Consider the following 15,421-nt stretch of genomic DNA (forward strand, 5'->3'; position numbering starts at 1 on the left):
ACAATGGACGTACGCACTTACGAAACTCACGGCGAGGCACCGTCGAAGCAGGAAACCTTCGCTGCTTTCCCCGCCAATGCCGTGAACTGGATTGCGGTGTGGCGCCGCAACTATCTTGTCTGGAAGAAGCTCGCGATTGCTTCGATGTTCGGCAATCTTGCCGATCCGATGATCTATCTGTTCGGCCTGGGCTTCGGGCTTGGTCTGATGGTCGGGCACGTCGACGGTGTGTCGTATATCGCGTTTCTGGCTGCGGGCACGGTCGCATCGAGCGTGATGATGTCGGCGAGTTTCGAGTCGATGTATTCGGGTTTTTCGCGCATGCACGTACAGCGCACGTGGGAGGCGATCATGCATACGCCGTTGACGCTCGGCGACATCGTGCTCGGCGAGGTAATCTGGGCGGGCAGCAAGTCGATGCTATCGGGCGCGGCGATCATGCTGGTCGCGGGTGCGCTGGGCTACGCGAATTTTCCGTCGATGTTGCTGGCGTTGCCGGTGATCGTGCTGACGGGGCTCGCATTCGCGAGTATCGCGATGGTGGTGACGGCGCTCGCTCCGTCGTATGACTTCTTTATGTTTTACCAGACGTTGGTGTTGACGCCGATGTTGCTGTTGTCCGGGGTGTTCTTTCCTGTTTCACAGTTGCCCACTGCGGCGCGGGTCGTGACGGAATTTTTGCCTTTGGCGCATGCTGTCGATCTGATTCGGCCGGCTATGCTTGGGCGGCCTGTTGAAGGGGCTGTTTTGCACGTTGCCGTGCTGGGGGTTTATGCGGTGGGTGGGTTTGTTGTTTCAGCGGTTTTGTTTCGGCGCAGGATGATGAAATAAGGGAGGGGTTGCGCGGAGCGCTGAAGGTTTTTTTGCGCTTCGAGGTGCTTGTTTTGTCTGTTTGCCTACGGCGTTGGGTTTTGGTTTTTTTGCCTGCGCGGCGCTTGTTTCGTCTGTTTGCCTTCGGTGTTGGCCTTTCCTTGTTTTGTTATTGGTCTATTAGCGTTGCCCCTGTGCGGGGCGGCACTTACTTTCTTTGCCGCCGCAAAGAAAGATAAGCAAAGAAAGCGGCGGCGGATTCAACCGGTCGATGCAACACCTCTGTTCCAATACGGACATGGAGAGTGGAGCACGATGGGACGACAAAGAAGACCGCGGTTAAGCGCAGTGCAGAAGGCCGAAATCTGGAAGCTATGGCGCGAGGGCGAGTCGCAGAGCGCAATTGCGCGCATGCTCGAACGCCAGCCGAGTGCTGTTTATCACGTTGTGAACAGGAACGGCGGCATTTCCCCGCCCGCGCGCACACGATCTGCGCGAGCGCTGACGCTGGCCGAACGCGAGGAGATATCGCGGGCCCTTGTCGCAGGCAGAACGATGGGTCAGATTGCACTGCAACTGGGACGCTCGAAATCGACCATCAGCCGGGAGATCGGGCGCAATGGCGGTATTCACAGGTATCGGGCGCATGAGGCCGATGCGAACGCCTGGGAGCGTGCGCGGCGGCCCAAGGCGTGTGCGTTGTCGGGCAATGCGCGACTGCGCCGGCTGGTGGCGGCCAAGCTCAAATTAAAATGGGCTCCGGTACAGATAGCGGGGTGGCTCAAGCGCGAGTTCCGGGTCAACAAGGACATGCAGATATCTCACGAGACGATCTACCGGAGCCTGTTCATCCAGGCGCGCGGGGTGCTTAAAAAGGAGCTGGTCGAGCATCTTCGTACGAACCGTACGATGCGCCAGGCAAAGAGCGCCTCGGCAAGTGGCCAGAACAGGGGCAAGATAATCGGGGCTGTGTCGATCAGCGAAAGGCCAGCCGAGGTGGAGGACCGTGCGGTACCCGGACACTGGGAAGGCGATCTGCTGGCGGGTTCGAACAACACCTACATTGCCACACTGGTGGAGCGGCACTCGCGTTATGTGATGCTGGTCAAGGTGGCGGGCAAGGACACGGCAAGTGTGGTGTCAGCCCTGATCAAACAGGTGAACAAGCTGCCGAAACAACTGCGTGGGTCACTGACATGGGACCGCGGCACAGAGATGGCGAGCCACAGGAAGTTCACGATTGCCACGGACGTACAGGTGTATTTCTGCGATCCGCGAAGCCCATGGCAACGCGGCAGCAACGAGAATACGAATGGCCTCCTGCGTCAGTACTTCCCCAAAGGCAAGCCGGTGGACGGCTATTCGCAGGCAGACCTGAACAAGGTCGCCGCACAACTGAACGGTCGACCCCGTCAGACCTTGCAATTTATGAACCCTGCCGAGAAACTGGCGGAAACGTTGGGTGTTGCATTGACCGGTTGAATCCGCCGCCGCTTTCTTTGCTTATCTTTCTTTGCGGCGGCAAAGAAAGTAAGTGCCGCCCCGCACAGGGGCAACGCCAATAAACCAATAAGAATTCAAGGAAAGGCCAACGCCGCAGGCAAACAGACAAACAAGCGCCGCGCAGGCAAACAAACCAGGCAAAGCCCAACGCCGTAGGCAAACAGACAAAAAGCGCCGCGCAGACCAACAGCCTAAGCGAAGCGCAAAAAACCTTCAGCGCTCCGCGCAACCCCTCCCTTAATCCTCGTCATCCGTCCAGGGAATATCCACATCGGAAATAAAGGCCACCGTTGCAAACGGCCCCCCATCCTGTCGTCCGATCTTCCCGTCAGCCCGCTGCCATTCAACCCTGAACACCGTGCCAGGATCATCGGCAATCAACCGGACAGTTCGAACTTCATCCGGATCCGATTCCTCCACAGGGCCGTCGAGCGAAACCAGCAATTCCTGCGGCCACAGCCCGTCGGTGGGATCGTAAATCTTGTCGCCGTCCGGAATCAGCGTGAATGCTTCCACACCGATCGTCGCCGACGCTTCGATGATCATCTTCCCCAACGCGCGCAGCAACGCAGTTGCCCGTGCCGAGTTGGCCTGGCGAATTGCAAGATCCCCGCGCGTCAGCGCCTGCTCAAGTTTTGGGTTTGTTTTTTGTTGCGCCATTCGATGTCCTGAGTCCTATCGCTCTGTTGTGGACGGCACGCCCATTCATCGCGTACCGCTCTCCATTTTTCGGCCTGAATCCTACCACTGGTGTGGGCCGCAGCATCGCGAGCCGCGCAGTAGCGGCCGCCCAGCCGCCCCGTCCCCACAGTTTAGGTCGTGATTCGCCGTCCGGCAGGGAGATTTGCCTTTCAATGCGATCAATGCGTCGAGCCGCGCTTTCGAGCCGGCGCCTGAGCCCGCGGTCGGGCCGGCTTCGGCGCCGCAGCATCCGCGGGCTTCCCACCGCCGATCTCCGCGATCAGATGGTCTCGGAACGCCCTCACCGACGGCGGCAGCTCCCGCCCGGCCATCGTCTGCACCTGAATGCTGCGCTGGCGCATCTGCGGATGCGTCAGCGGTATCGCGACGAAGCCGTCGCCGGCGTAACGGTCACGCACCGAGAGCAGCCCGGTGAACATGATCGCCCCGGACTTCTGTGCGTAGCGGTACATCGCGCCGCTATTGTTGCAGGTGAGATCGGGCTCGAGCAGCACGCCCTCAAGCGCGCAGGTGATGTCGATCAGTTGCCGAATCGTCGTGCCAGGCTCCGGCAGCACCAGTGGATAGTGCTGCAGGTCGGCGAGCGACACCTTCGCGCGCCCGGCCAGCGGATGATCGGCGCGCAGCAGTGCCAGCACCGGTGCCCGCTCAGTATGGTCGACCTTGACGCCCTTTTCCGGCGCGAGACTGAATGTCAGCGCAAGATCGGCGTCGCCATCACGCACCCGGCGAGTCGCCTCGCCCGGCTGCATCACAGAGAGCGTGAAGTCGATCCCCGGGTAGTGACTGCGGAACGCCGCCATCGCGCTGGGCAGGAAGTCCGCGGCGAAACCCTCCGAACTGGCGACCTTGATCATGCTGCCGTGCAACGCCTCGAGGCCACCGATCTCCTTCATCACGTGCTCCGCCTCGAGCAGGCTGCGCTGCGCGTAAGCAAGCAGGCGCTCGCCCGCCTCGGAAAGCGACATGCCGCGCGGCCGCCGCTCGAACAGCATGACGCCGAGATCGCTTTCGAGTCGCGTGATCTGCCGGCTGATCGCCGAAACGGCCACGTGCAGCCGCGCGGACGCGTCACTGATCGAGCCGGTGCGCGCCACCTCAACAAAATAGCGCAATGCAATGCCGTGTAACGAAAGTGCCATGAGCGACGCCTTATGCGAACTATGCAGCCATATGCGGGGGATGTCCCACTTTGCCTTTTTGGCAACGCAAGCTTCGAAACACGATCATTGTGACAAAAATAACGGCCTCCTAGAATCGATTCGAAGCTGATGGCCGCGAACCAGACCGTGCCACGTCCGGCGCCGCCATCCCCCCGCACCCCGTATCGGAGACAATCATGAGCCGCAGCCAGGCCATCGAACACGCCACGCATCATTTCGAATCAGGCGCCTTTCTTGAGAACCTCAACCGGCGCGTCGGATTTCGCACCGAGAGTCAGGAAAGCGATCGCGCCGCCACGCTGCTGTCGTATCTGACCGACGAAATCGCGCCCGAAGTCGAAGGGCTGGGTTTCGGCACGCGCATCGTCGATAACCCGGCGGAAGGGTTCGGACCGTTCCTGATCGCCAATCGCCATGAGGACGACCGCCTGCCCACGGTGCTGATCTATGGCCACGGCGACGTCGTGCGGGGCTACGACAGCCAGTGGCGCGCGCCGCTGACGCCGTGGGCGGTGACCATCGAAGGCGAACGCTGGTATGGCCGTGGCACCGCCGACAACAAGGGTCAGCACACCATCAACCTCGCCGCGCTTGCCAGCGTGCTGGCCGCGCGCGGCGGCAAGCTCGGCTTCAACGCGAAACTGCTGATCGAAATGGGCGAGGAAACCGGCTCGCCGGGGCTCGACGCGATCTGCCACCAACACAAACAGGAACTGGCCGCGGACGTGCTGATCGCCTCCGATGGGCCGCGCCTCGCCGCGCGCCGCCCCACGGTGTTTCTCGGCTCGCGCGGCTCGGTGAACTTCAAGCTCTCGTTGAATCTGCGCGATGGCGCGCATCACTCGGGCAATTGGGGCGGTCTGTTGCGCAACCCGGCCACCGTGCTGGCGAACGCACTCGCCAGTCTGGTAGATGCGCGCGGCGTGATCGCCGTCGACGGCCTGCGTCCGCCGCCGATTCCCGAGGCGGTGCGTCGTGCACTGGCCGATATCACGGTAGGCGGCGGCCCGGGCGACCCGGCCGTCGACGATAACTGGGGCGAACCCGGCCTCACGCCGCCAGAGCGCGTGTTCGGCTGGAACAGCTTCGAAGTGCTGGCCTTCAAGGCGGGCAATCCCGAGAACCCGGTCAATGCCATTCCGTCGTCGGCATTCGCGCATTGCCAGTTGCGCTTCGTAGTCGGCACCGACTGGGAAAACCTGGAGCAGCATCTGCGCATGCATCTGGATGCGCATGGCTTTTCGCTGGTCGAGATCAGCGTCGAGCGCGGTGCGCCGGCGACACGTCTGAATCCCGACGACCCGTGGGTCAAGTGGGCCATCGCCTCGCTCGAACAGACCACCGGCAAGAAGACGGCGGTACTGCCGAATCTCGGCGGCACGCTGCCCAACGAAGTGTTCGCCGACACGCTCGGCCTGCCGACCATCTGGGTGCCGCATTCATACCCGGCCTGCTCGCAGCACGCGCCGAACGAGCATCTGCTCGGACCTGTGGTGCGCGAGGGTCTGCAGATCATGGCGGGGCTGTTCTGGGATCTCGGCGAGAACTCGCCGCACGCAACCGCCACGACAACGGAAGCCGCGGCCTGAGCGATCAACGCAACACGCCCGCGTCACGCGCGCGGGTCACCCGCAGTTCACTCGCAGTTCACTGTCAGCCGCATCCGTCACGAGCCACGTCCACGATGATCACGTCTACCTTGCAAGCCAGCGCCGCGCGGCCGTCCGCCGCAAAGGTCCATCGCATCATTCTCGCGGCGTCGATCGGCAATGCGCTTGAATGGTTCGACCTCGTCGTCTACGGATTTTTCGCGGTCACAATCGCGAAGCTGTTCTTCCCCGCGCGTACCGAAGCAATTTCGTTGATGCTCACGCTCGGCACCTTCGGCATCTCGTACATGATCCGGCCGCTCGGCGGGCTCGTGCTCGGCTCGCTCGCGGATCGCGCAGGGCGCAAGGTATCGCTGCTGCTGTCGATCGGCCTGATGATGATCGGCACCTTGACCATTGCGGTGATGCCGCCTTACGCGGCGATCGGCTTGTGGGCGCCGGCCGGCATCATGCTGTCACGGCTCGTTCAGGGATTCTCGGCGGGCGGCGAGTTCGGTGCCTCCACGGCGTTTCTGGTCGAGCATGCTCCCGAGCGGCGCGGTTTCATGGGTAGTTGGCAATTCGCCAGTCAGGGCATGGCGACGCTGCTTGCCTCCGGCTTCGGCGCGTTGCTGACGAGCCAGCTCACCATGGCGCAGCTTGAATCGTGGGGCTGGCGCATTCCGTTTCTGTTCGGCCTCGCGATCGGCCCGGTCGGCTTCTATATTCGCCGCTACGTGGACGAAGGCGCCGAGTTCAACACGGAGCCCAAAACCCGCACGCCACTGCGCGATCTGTTCGGCACGCAAAAGGTCCGCATGCTGCTCGCGGTCGGTTCGCTGGTCATCTCGACCGCGGCGAACTACATGATTCTGTATATGCCGACCTATGCGATCAAGCAGTTGCATCTGCCCGCGTCGACCGGCTTCGCGGCCACGCTCGCAACAGGCATAGTGCTAACCGTGCTGACGCCGTTCGCCGGCCACCTGTCCGACAGCATGGGACGGATCCGCATTATGGCGGTCGCCGCGACGTTGATGCTGCTGACCGTCTATCCGACGTTCGTGTATATGAATGCTCATCCGTCGTTCGCCACGATGCTGCTGGCGCTAGTCTGGATAGGCGTATTGAAGGCGACGTATTTCGGCGCGTTGCCCGCGCTGATGTCGGAGATTTTCCCGACGCAGACACGCGCGACCGGTCTCGCGGTCAGCTACAACATCGGCGTGACGGTATTCGGCGGCTTCGCGCCCTTCGTGATCACCTGGCTGATCGACGCGAGCGGCAACAAACTCGCGCCCGGCTTCTATCTGATGTTCTGCGCGGTGGCGAGTTTGCTGGCGCTCTATGCGGTGCGCTCGAAGCTGAAGATTCGCTAAGCGAGGTTGAGTGAAGTTGAGGCGGGCAAGGCGGATCAACTCGCCTTGCCGCCCGCGGCAATGTAGCCGGAGCAATACCCAGTCGACGTACTACCGACTTAAGGCCGATCGCCTGTCAACCCAAAGTCAACCCGAGGTCAGTGTCAAACCAACCTCGAGTTACGCTCAGGCCAACTTCAAGTCGACACACAACGCGACTACTTCAAGGCGCGGGATTAGGCTGCCGTTCATGCAGCTTGTCGATCTCCGCGAGCGCTTCCGGCGAGAGTTTCACCGCGGCGCTGGCGATGTTTTCCTTTAACTGATCGAGCGACGTGGCGCCAATCAGATTGCTCGTCACGAACGGGCGGCTGTTGACGAAGGCCAGCGCGAACTGCGCGGGCGACAAATCATGCTGCTTCGCCAGTTCCACATAGCGCGTGGTTGCCTGAACCGCTTGCGGCTTGCTGTAGCGTTGAAAGCGCTCGAACAGCGAAATGCGGGCGCCGGCCGGACGCGCACCACCCTCATACTTGCCCGACAACCAGCCGAAGGCGAGCGGCGAATATGCCAGCAAGCCGATGTTGTCGCGATGCGCATACTCGGACAGACCGATTTCGTACGTACGGTTCAACAGGCTATACGGATTCTGGATACTGACGATGCGCGGCAAGCCGAGGTTTTCCGCCGCACGCAGAAACTGCGCGACACCCCAAGGCGTTTCGTTCGACACGCCGATGTGGCGAATCTTGCCTGCCTTGACGAATTCGGCGAGCACCGACAGCGTTTCTTCGATCGGCACCGTATAGGCGTCGTCGACCCACGGATAGGCGGGACGGCCGAACGTCATCGTGCTGCGATCCGGCCAGTGCAACTGATACAGATCGACGTAGTCCGTTTGCAGACGCTTCAGGCTGTCGTTCAGCGCTTCGGTCAGGTTCTTGCGGTCGAACTGGTTGCCCTCGCCGCGAATATGACGTGGATTGTGCGGTTGACGCGCCGGGCCGGCGATCTTGGTGGCCAGCACGATCTTCTCGCGCGCGCTGCGATGCTGCGCGATCCACGTGCCGATATAACGCTCGGTCGAGCCTTGCGTCTCGGGACGCGGCGGCACCGGGTACATTTCCGCGGCGTCGATCAGATTGACGCCGTGGTCGAGCGCGTAATCGATCTGTGCGTGCGCTTCCTGCTCGGTGTTCTGCTCGCCCCACGTCATGGTGCCGAGACCGATCAGGCTAACCTTCACATCCGAGTCGCCGAGTCTGCGGTATTCCATCGAACCTGTCCTGTTGTGTGTAAAGGGAAAGCGCATGACGTTACCATGCCGGCGCAATGCCTGCAGCGCAGCTAAAATGCTGCTTCAGCAGGCGCTCACGCCATTGCGATCCATGAACTTTCCGCCGACCCATCTGCGATGAATCCCGAACATCTCGAACTGCTGGTCACGCGTGTGATGCCGTACGGAAAATATAAAGGGCGGCTGATCGCCGACCTGCCCGGTCACTATCTGAACTGGTTTGCGAGCCAGGGCTTTCCGCCGGGCGAGATCGGCCGTCTGCTCGCCTTGATGCACGAGATCGACCACAACGGTTTGTCGTCGCTGATCGAGCCTTTACGCAAGCGCTGAGAGCGACGCCTTCGGCAAATGCCAGCCATAGGTGACGGCGAGCACGCGCAAGATGAAGCAGACCACGCCACCGGCCAGGGCCGCGACGCCCGGCGGCAAGCCGGCACGCCGCGCGAGCACCACAATGAATGCGCCGGCGAAGGCCGCGGTCGCATAGATGTCCGCATGCAGCACGAGCGGCACGCGCGCCATCAATACATCGCGGATCACTCCGCCGCCCACGCCCGTGATGGTGCCCATCAGCATCGCGATAAACGGACGGATCCCGAAAAGCAGCGCTTTCTCGACGCCCGCCACGGCAAACAGCGCTAGACCGGCTGCGTCGAGCACGGTAATCAGCGCGACAGGAAACTGCTGCACTGTCGAATGGAAAATGAACGTGAGCAGACCGGTGACGAAGGTCAACGCCGGATAACGCCAGTCGCGTATCGCGTTAGGCGGTGAATCGCCGATCAACAGATCGCGAATCACCCCGCCGCCGAGCGCGGCGACAAACGAGATCACCATCACGCCCAGCAGGTCGAGACCACCGCGCATCGCACTGAGCGCGCCCTCGATCGCGAAAACGATTGTGCCTGCCAGATCGGCTGCCAGAACAAGCGCTTCGACGTTCGGCTTTATTTTCCGTATCGACAATGTCGGCATCGACGCATTACCCCTTCGGTCCACGAGTAGCCGAAAAGGTATAGCGAAATGCCTGGCGCCTGGTGGAAAATTTGCGCGACCGAAAAGCGGTATGGGTCTCGCGCTGATTACTTCGCGAGACGAGGCTTGCCGAGCCCGCGCTCCCTGGGCAGACAACCCATGGCGGTCAGATGCACAAGCAGGCGATCCACCGCCTCTTCGATCGACAGCCGATCGGTTTCGATCATGACATCGGGGTCGAGCGGCACATCGAACGGCCCGGAAATACCGGTGAAATTCGGAATCTCGCCACGCCGCGCACGCGCGTAGAGGCCTTTAACATCGCGCGCTTCGCACACCGTCAGCGGCGCATTCACGAACACTTCGACGAAACCGTCGCCGACGATCTCACGCGCCATACGCCGATGCTGATGCTCGGGCGAGATCACCGCGGCCGTGGCGATGAAGCCCTGTTGCATGAACAGCGCCGCGACGTGTGCGACCCGCCGCAGATTCTCGGCGCGGTCTTCGGGTGTGAAGCCGAGCCCGGCGGTCAGGCCGCGTCGCAGCACGTCGCCGTCGAGCACGATCGAAGCATGCCCGGCTTCTTTCAGACGCTGGTCCAACGCGTCGGCCAAGGTCGATTTACCGGCACCGGACAAACCGGTCATCCATATGACGGCCCCGCGGATTGCGCTCATGACTTCCGCTCCGTGTCAGTCGCCGCCGCGCCGGCATCGGCCAGAGGCGCACGCTCTTGCGTGCTGAGGCTCCCAGCCGGCGCCAACGCCGGCCCCAAACCCTCGAACAACGGTTGCAGCAACGCCTGCTTCGGCTGCCAGCGTTGCAGCGACGTCTTGTAGAGCGGACGGCGCACCTGTGCCGCGCTTGCCGTGTTCACCTGCCGCGTGGTTTCGTGAAACGATAGACAGCGCTCGTCCCAGTCGAGTCCGCAGTGCGCCAGCAAGCGCCGGACATTGCCTTCGAAGTCTTCGACCAGCTCTTCATACTTGACCTCGATCATCGTGCCCTCGGGTAACACACGTTGCCAATGCGCCATCAACGCGTCGTACGCACGATAGTAGCGGCCCAGTTCACCGAGATCGTAACTGAACGGCACGTCGTGAAAAATTCGCGAAAAAATCGACAGGCAGCTTTGCAACGGCGAGCGGCTGCTATGAATGAAGCGCGCATTCGGCAACGCCAGATGAATCAACCCGACGTTGATGAAATTGAACGGGTATTTGTCGGTGAAGCGTGTGTAGCCCGGCGTTGCGGCTTGCATTTCCGGCAACGACTTGTTCATGCGGCGCAAATAGTCGGCGCCGAGCGTGCGCAATGGTGCGGGACCCACGCCCTGCAATGCCTCGATATCGATGCGTAGCGGGTCGTCCACCGCGCGGCCGATGCTATTCACCAGCGCCTCGCCGAACTCCGTACGCTCGCCTGCGCCGAAAACCTGCGGATGACTCGCGAGAATCTGTTCGATCAGGGTCGAACCGGAGCGCGGCATGCCGACGATAAAAATCGGTGCTGCCGACGGATCGCCCAGACCGCGCTTCGCCGCGAGCACCTCTGACGTCAGGAGCTCCGGCAAATGCGCGAACAGGCCGAGCGACGCCGCTTCGTCATAACGCACGCCGGTGCGGTACAGCGCGTTGCCCTTCACGAAGTGATCGAACGACGCATCGTTGCGGCCCACATCGGACAGCGCCTGACCATATGCGAAGTGAATCTCCGCCTGATTGGCGGGTGTGAGCGAACCGGCCACGTCGGCGAATTGCTCGAGCGCCACGAACACCGGATCGTCGGCGGTAAGGCGCTTGGACTGCACGAAGTTGCGGTAGTACAGCGGCACCTGCGGGGCGGCCTCGATCGCGCGGCGATAGGCTTCGTGCGACTCGTCAAAGCGACCGAGTGCCTGCAGGCAGTTGCCCATGTTGTTATGTGAGCCGTCGGCTTTCGGGTTCAGCCGGACTGCTTCGCGATAGGCGTCTACCGCCTGCTCGAGCCGGTGCATCTGTTCGAGCGACCAGCCAAGACCGTGATGCAAATCGGTGTTCCGCGGATCGAGCCCGATCGCTTCGTGATAACGAATGACGGCTTCGGGAAAGCGGTTCAGCATGGCGAGCGTCGTGGCGAGGCGCTCCGGAACGACGGCGTCGGCGGGATCGAGCCCGCGCGCTGTTTCGAAACATTGGAGTGCGGCCTGGAGTTGGCCGCGAGCGGTACAGGCATCGCCTTCGGCGCGCCATTCTGCTGCAGTTGCCGGCTGTGGATCGTGCTTCATTGACGGCCAGGTTTTTGCGGGGTCCGCAGCAAGCGGCCCGGGCAAGGTGGGGTGCGTTCTTCTTCGTCCAGCGTCAGCGCAAGCATCGCACTGGATTTAAAGGGAAATTGTCTGACGGGAAAGTATCAGGCGCGCCCTACAGTTACGTTTCGAAAAGTTAACCAACTGTTACAGGGTAAGGAATCCGTCATGGTTTGGAAGGCTGCGGCAACACGCAGCCGCTATGGCGTTGGGTTGCAGCACAGACGTCACGCAGGCGCGGCGGCGCATCCGAGCCGTAATTTGCGGACACAAATCCTGCTGAACTCCTCGGCACGCCGTTTTTCTCATTCTTATAGGCGGGAGAGAAAATCGGCGGGAGAAAATCGTGAGAAGGCTCGTTGCATCAGTCGCGATGTTAGCCGTGGCGGCAGGTCTCACCGGATGCGTGGTCGCGCCGGGATACGACTATGCCTACGGGCAGCCCTATTACCCCGGCTACGGTTATGCCTACGGGCCGGTGTACGGACCGGCTTACGGCTCGGTGGACATCTGGGGCGGTTGGGGTGGTCCGTGCTGTTACTACCACGGAGGTGGCGGGTACTGGCATGGCCGCGGGTGGCACGGCGGCGGCTGGCATGGCGGAAGCGGCGGGCACGGCGGCGGCAGTTCGTGGAGCAGCGGCGGTGGTCAGGGGGGACATGGGCATTGACGCCAATCGAACCACGTATCGAATGGCGAGGCGATCCTGCATCGCGCGGCGTTTTGCGAAGGCCAAAACAAAAACGGCGTTGTGATTTCTCACAACGCCGTTTAGCAAAACTTTTACTGCTTGAATTCTTTGGGGTGGCTGATGGGGCTCGAACCCACGACAACAGGAATCACAATCCTGGACTCTACCAACTGAGCTACAGCCACCACTGACATCTGCTTGACTTGCTAAGCAACTCATTGCTGAGAAACTTGGCTCGTCGATGAAGAAACGAGATTATACGAACAAGAATCTCGTTTGCCTAGTCCTTTATTCAAAAATTTCGACGGGCTCACGCAGATGCTGTCTTGCCTCGTCGAAGATGGTCAGATCGCGCGCTGCCAGACGTTTGCTATCGGACAACACGCGACGCCATCCACGTGCGCCTGCCTCACCGCGGTAAAGACCGAGCGCATGACGCGTGATCGAACCAAGGTACGTGCCGCGCGCCATTTCAGCCGCGCAATATTCGATCAGCTTCGCCTCGACCTGCTCGCGCGTGAGCGGTGCATCCGTCGAGCCATAGAAGCGCGCATCGACATCGGCCAGCACATAAGGGTTGTGATAAGCCTCGCGCCCAAGCATCACGCCATCGATGTGCTGAAGATGCGTCTCCACTTCATCAAGCGTCTTGATGCCGCCGTTGATGATGATCTCCAGATGCGGAAAGTCGCGCTTCAACTGGTACGCGTACTCATATTTGAGCGGCGGAATCTCGCGGTTCTCTTTCGGGCTCAAGCCTTTGAGAATCGCATTGCGCGCGTGCACGACGAACACGTTACAGCCGGCGTCCGCGACCGTGCCAACGAAGTCCCGCACAAAGTCATATTCCTCGACCGCATCGACGCCGATCCGGTGCTTGACCGTCACCGGCACGGAGACCGCATCGCGCATTGCTTTCACGCAGTCGGCAACGAGTTGCGGCTCGTTCATCAGGCAAGCGCCGAACGCGCCGCGCTGCACGCGCTCGGACGGGCAGCCGCAATTCAGATTGATCTCGTCATAGCCCCATTGCTCACCGAGCTTAGCGGAGCGCGCGAGGTCATCAGGCTCACTGCCGCCGAGTTGCAAAGCGACTGGCGCTTCATCGGGCGTAAACGCCAGATGGCGCGGCACATCGCCGTGCAGCAACGCGCCGGTGGTGACCATTTCGGTGTAGAGCCACGTATGGCGTGATATCACGCGATGCAGCGAGCGGCAGTGGCGATCGGTCCAGTCCATCATCGGCGCGACGGAAACGCGGCGTGGGCTGGGAGTTTGAGCTGAAGACATGGGGCGGCCAGACGGCTTGAATCAAACCACAATTTTACCGCAAGTAGCCCAACGCCCCTGAAACACTGATGACAAGGCGGCATTCCCCGAAAACACCCCCGATAACCGCCCTCCCAGCCGGGTCTTTGGCCACCGAAAACGCTTGACAGACGGGGTCAGACCACCGCTTACGCCTGTCGCATATACCGCTGACCGATTATTTCAGCATCGAGAATAGTAATTTCAGATTATCGATACAAATTCTTAATAGTAGGGGTATACACTGCCTCCCATCGACGTTGCAGACACACCCCTACCGGCTCCTGCGACGCCTTCCTGAAATGAAATCGAAACTTATCGGAGTCACACCATGAAGACCAAGCTCATCGCCGCCCTGCTGGTTGCTGTTTCTGCCTCGATCGCTGCTCCCGCATTCGCTAGCGGCTACGGCCCGGCACCGTTCTATCGTCCGTCGGTCGGCGCACCGGCTTCGCAACAAGGCCAGAACGCGCAAACCGTCGCTGCTGAACGCGCTAACGCTGACTCCAATGCATACGGCGGCGTGAAGAACGTGTCGTCGCAATCGGGTACCCGTGAGGCAGTTTCGGGCCCGCAATCGGTTTTCTTCGGCCACTAATCTGTCGCTGTTGAAGGGGGCCGTTCACAAGACGGCCGCCGAACTGGGCGCCGTGTGTGCAGCAATGCATGCCGGCGCCCAGTTCCGTTTACGCGGCGAGTGAACCTCGCCGTTTCACGTGCTTGTGGCTAGGCGGCAAGACCGGCATCGATCGTTTCGCGCGCGGCCCGGAAGCCCGCCTCGGCCGCGGCATGCTCGGTGGACCACAGCGTGTCGATGTGCACGAGCCGCCAGTCGACCACCACCGCGTCGTCGCGCAAGACCCGAAAATGCGCTTTAACACCGGTGAGCACCTGTTCGACCGCAACTTCGATGTCGTAGTCCTGATAGCGCTCCTGGTAGTCGCCCATGTCGAGGCCTTTCGGCTCCATGATCGCCTCCTTGGTGTCCTGCGTGCCCTTAAATGTCGGCGGCCATACCTGTCCACCGGGCCGTCGTTGCGGCTCGGAGCATGCACCGGCCTGCCCTCGCCTGACGATCAGTCGCAATCGCCAGAAAGGTACTGCCGGCCGCTACAGGTGATTTCGACTTCGCCGCCGCTTGCTTCGGCGGCGAGCCCGTTCGTCAGCAACTCCGCCGTGACGGATTGCTCAAACTTCGGCATGGGCTGTCCGACGCCGACATCGTTCAGGCGCCGCAACGCTTCAACCGCTTCCGGACTTAATGACTTCGACATGGCCGTCTCCGTCGTGGTGCTGAATTTATCGTAGCAAGTTTCGCGGCCGCACGCAGGGGCACGTCGCAGCATACGGGTTGCGTGCCGTACGGATGCGCGGCGGCAGCAAACCAGCAAGCGGTATCGGAAAGGGGGACGAGAGGGAGCGAAGCGGCGCCAACGCAACATAGCGTCGGCGCGCGTGACGGTACGAACAGTGCGAATAATGCAGTCGCGCGCTTACAGACGCGCGATCGACACCTCCGTCGACTTCACCAGCGCGACGACTTCCGAGCCGACCTTCAGGTCGAGTTCGTCGACCGAGCGCGTAGTGATCACCGAGGTGACGATACCGAACGGCGTATCCACATCGACCTCGGACACCACCGGCCCGCGGATGATTTCCTTGACCTTGCCTTTGAACTGATTGCGTACGTTGATTGCGGAAATGGTCATATCGAGCGACTCCAGAAAAGCGATTG

17 protein-coding genes and 1 tRNA gene are annotated in these 15,421 nt (G+C 61.5%); 7 read left to right on the forward strand and 11 right to left on the reverse strand.

From position 1 onward, the window contains the following. Positions 1-3 precede the first annotated feature (3 nt). On the forward strand, positions 4-831 hold the full coding sequence (locus PQQ96_RS13665) for an ABC transporter permease (protein WP_408292402.1): 828 nt from the start codon (positions 4-6) through the stop codon (positions 829-831). A 294-nt stretch (positions 832-1,125) separates the two neighbouring features. After that, positions 1,126-2,292 (forward strand): IS30 family transposase, encoded by a 1,167-nt coding sequence (locus PQQ96_RS13670; protein WP_408292493.1) that lies wholly within the window; start codon positions 1,126-1,128, stop codon positions 2,290-2,292. Positions 2,293-2,550: 258 nt separating this feature from the next. Here PQQ96_RS13670 and PQQ96_RS13675 read toward each other — a convergent pair whose 3' ends face one another. After that, on the reverse strand, positions 2,551-2,973 hold the full coding sequence (locus PQQ96_RS13675) for a hypothetical protein (RefSeq protein ID WP_408292403.1): 423 nt from the start codon (positions 2,971-2,973) through the stop codon (positions 2,551-2,553). Positions 2,974-3,173: 200 nt separating this feature from the next. Continuing rightward, positions 3,174-4,157, reverse strand: coding sequence for a LysR family transcriptional regulator (locus PQQ96_RS13680; protein WP_408292405.1), 984 nt, complete (start codon positions 4,155-4,157; stop codon positions 3,174-3,176). Between the two features lie 197 nt (positions 4,158-4,354). Here PQQ96_RS13680 and PQQ96_RS13685 point away from each other — a divergent pair, with 197 nt between their 5' ends. Continuing rightward, the gene (locus tag PQQ96_RS13685) at positions 4,355-5,767 is read left to right on the forward strand and encodes a M20 family metallopeptidase (protein WP_408292407.1); all 1,413 of its coding nucleotides are present in this window, start codon (positions 4,355-4,357) and stop codon (positions 5,765-5,767) included. A 95-nt stretch (positions 5,768-5,862) separates the two neighbouring features. After that, complete coding sequence (locus tag PQQ96_RS13690; RefSeq protein ID WP_408292409.1) at positions 5,863-7,146, forward strand: MFS transporter; 1,284 nt, start codon at positions 5,863-5,865, stop codon at positions 7,144-7,146. Between the two features lie 202 nt (positions 7,147-7,348). On the opposite strand, the gene PQQ96_RS13695 is transcribed toward PQQ96_RS13690, so the two are convergent. Then, positions 7,349-8,401 (reverse strand): NADP(H)-dependent aldo-keto reductase, encoded by a 1,053-nt coding sequence (locus PQQ96_RS13695; RefSeq protein WP_408292411.1) that lies wholly within the window; start codon positions 8,399-8,401, stop codon positions 7,349-7,351. Between the two features lie 138 nt (positions 8,402-8,539). Here PQQ96_RS13695 and PQQ96_RS13700 point away from each other — a divergent pair, with 138 nt between their 5' ends. Beyond that, the gene (locus PQQ96_RS13700) at positions 8,540-8,752 is read left to right on the forward strand and encodes a DUF3820 family protein (protein WP_006048800.1); all 213 of its coding nucleotides are present in this window, start codon (positions 8,540-8,542) and stop codon (positions 8,750-8,752) included. Here the strand turns inward: PQQ96_RS13700 and PQQ96_RS13705 are convergent. From PQQ96_RS13705 to PQQ96_RS13715, 3 genes are all read right to left on the reverse strand, one after another. Next, entirely contained in the window at positions 8,738-9,397 is a 660-nt protein-coding gene (locus PQQ96_RS13705; protein ID WP_408292412.1) for a trimeric intracellular cation channel family protein, read from the reverse strand. The two genes, PQQ96_RS13700 and PQQ96_RS13705, sit on opposite strands and share 15 nt — an antisense overlap. A 107-nt stretch (positions 9,398-9,504) precedes the next feature. Continuing rightward, entirely contained in the window at positions 9,505-10,077 is a 573-nt protein-coding gene (gene cysC / locus PQQ96_RS13710) for an adenylyl-sulfate kinase (protein WP_408292414.1), read from the reverse strand. Further along, positions 10,074-11,666, reverse strand: coding sequence for a tetratricopeptide repeat-containing sulfotransferase family protein (locus tag PQQ96_RS13715; RefSeq protein ID WP_408292416.1), 1,593 nt, complete (start codon positions 11,664-11,666; stop codon positions 10,074-10,076). Before PQQ96_RS13715 ends, cysC begins: the two co-directional genes overlap by 4 nt. 367 nt (positions 11,667-12,033) lie before the next feature. Here PQQ96_RS13715 and PQQ96_RS13720 point away from each other — a divergent pair, with 367 nt between their 5' ends. Then, the gene (locus PQQ96_RS13720; RefSeq protein WP_408292418.1) at positions 12,034-12,357 is read left to right on the forward strand and encodes a hypothetical protein; all 324 of its coding nucleotides are present in this window, start codon (positions 12,034-12,036) and stop codon (positions 12,355-12,357) included. 130 nt (positions 12,358-12,487) lie between these two features. Here the strand turns inward: PQQ96_RS13720 and PQQ96_RS13725 are convergent. Next, a tRNA-His gene (locus tag PQQ96_RS13725) sits at positions 12,488-12,563 on the reverse strand. A gap of 103 nt (positions 12,564-12,666) precedes the next feature. Further along, entirely contained in the window at positions 12,667-13,668 is a 1,002-nt protein-coding gene (gene dusA / locus PQQ96_RS13730; protein ID WP_408292420.1) for a tRNA dihydrouridine(20/20a) synthase DusA, read from the reverse strand. A 349-nt stretch (positions 13,669-14,017) separates the two neighbouring features. On the opposite strand from dusA, the gene PQQ96_RS13735 reads away from it, so the two are divergent. Further along, on the forward strand, positions 14,018-14,284 hold the full coding sequence (locus PQQ96_RS13735; RefSeq protein ID WP_408292422.1) for a hypothetical protein: 267 nt from the start codon (positions 14,018-14,020) through the stop codon (positions 14,282-14,284). A 128-nt stretch (positions 14,285-14,412) separates the two neighbouring features. Here PQQ96_RS13735 and PQQ96_RS13740 read toward each other — a convergent pair whose 3' ends face one another. The 3 genes from PQQ96_RS13740 to PQQ96_RS13750 all read right to left on the reverse strand — a co-directional run bounded on the left by PQQ96_RS13740 (position 14,413) and on the right by PQQ96_RS13750 (position 15,395). After that, a complete protein-coding gene (locus tag PQQ96_RS13740) occupies positions 14,413-14,655 on the reverse strand; it encodes a DUF6566 family protein (RefSeq protein ID WP_408292423.1) in 243 nt (80 codons plus the stop codon). Between the two features lie 107 nt (positions 14,656-14,762). After that, complete coding sequence (locus tag PQQ96_RS13745) at positions 14,763-14,960, reverse strand: hypothetical protein (RefSeq protein WP_054034588.1); 198 nt, start codon at positions 14,958-14,960, stop codon at positions 14,763-14,765. Positions 14,961-15,179: 219 nt separating this feature from the next. Beyond that, the gene (locus PQQ96_RS13750) at positions 15,180-15,395 is read right to left on the reverse strand and encodes a TOBE domain-containing protein (protein ID WP_028198179.1); all 216 of its coding nucleotides are present in this window, start codon (positions 15,393-15,395) and stop codon (positions 15,180-15,182) included. Positions 15,396-15,421 lie beyond the last annotated feature (26 nt).

This window comes from Paraburkholderia sediminicola (assembly GCF_046027825.1).
GTDB classification, from domain to species: domain Bacteria; phylum Pseudomonadota; class Gammaproteobacteria; order Burkholderiales; family Burkholderiaceae; genus Paraburkholderia; species Paraburkholderia sediminicola_D.

Excerpts from the sequence above, each read along its gene's own strand:
- PQQ96_RS13690 (WP_408292409.1), top strand. The coding sequence starts at position 5,863 with ATGATCACGTCTACCTTGCAAGCCAGCGCCGCGCGGCCGTCCGCCGCA.
- PQQ96_RS13750 (WP_028198179.1), bottom strand. The coding sequence starts at position 15,395 with ATGACCATTTCCGCAATCAACGTACGCAATCAGTTCAAAGGCAAGGTC.
- PQQ96_RS13700 (WP_006048800.1), top strand. The coding sequence starts at position 8,540 with ATGAATCCCGAACATCTCGAACTGCTGGTCACGCGTGTGATGCCGTAC.
- PQQ96_RS13685 (WP_408292407.1), top strand. The coding sequence starts at position 4,355 with ATGAGCCGCAGCCAGGCCATCGAACACGCCACGCATCATTTCGAATCA.
- PQQ96_RS13705 (WP_408292412.1), bottom strand. The coding sequence starts at position 9,397 with ATGCCGACATTGTCGATACGGAAAATAAAGCCGAACGTCGAAGCGCTT.
- PQQ96_RS13670 (WP_408292493.1), top strand. The coding sequence starts at position 1,126 with ATGGGACGACAAAGAAGACCGCGGTTAAGCGCAGTGCAGAAGGCCGAA.
- PQQ96_RS13735 (WP_408292422.1), top strand. The coding sequence starts at position 14,018 with ATGAAGACCAAGCTCATCGCCGCCCTGCTGGTTGCTGTTTCTGCCTCG.
- PQQ96_RS13715 (WP_408292416.1), bottom strand. The coding sequence starts at position 11,666 with ATGAAGCACGATCCACAGCCGGCAACTGCAGCAGAATGGCGCGCCGAA.
- PQQ96_RS13665 (WP_408292402.1), top strand. The coding sequence starts at position 4 with ATGGACGTACGCACTTACGAAACTCACGGCGAGGCACCGTCGAAGCAG.
- PQQ96_RS13745 (WP_054034588.1), bottom strand. The coding sequence starts at position 14,960 with ATGTCGAAGTCATTAAGTCCGGAAGCGGTTGAAGCGTTGCGGCGCCTG.
- PQQ96_RS13680 (WP_408292405.1), bottom strand. The coding sequence starts at position 4,157 with ATGGCACTTTCGTTACACGGCATTGCATTGCGCTATTTTGTTGAGGTG.
- PQQ96_RS13740 (WP_408292423.1), bottom strand. The coding sequence starts at position 14,655 with ATGGAGCCGAAAGGCCTCGACATGGGCGACTACCAGGAGCGCTATCAG.
- PQQ96_RS13695 (WP_408292411.1), bottom strand. The coding sequence starts at position 8,401 with ATGGAATACCGCAGACTCGGCGACTCGGATGTGAAGGTTAGCCTGATC.
- cysC (WP_408292414.1), bottom strand. The coding sequence starts at position 10,077 with ATGAGCGCAATCCGCGGGGCCGTCATATGGATGACCGGTTTGTCCGGT.
- dusA (WP_408292420.1), bottom strand. The coding sequence starts at position 13,668 with ATGTCTTCAGCTCAAACTCCCAGCCCACGCCGCGTTTCCGTCGCGCCG.
- PQQ96_RS13675 (WP_408292403.1), bottom strand. The coding sequence starts at position 2,973 with ATGGCGCAACAAAAAACAAACCCAAAACTTGAGCAGGCGCTGACGCGC.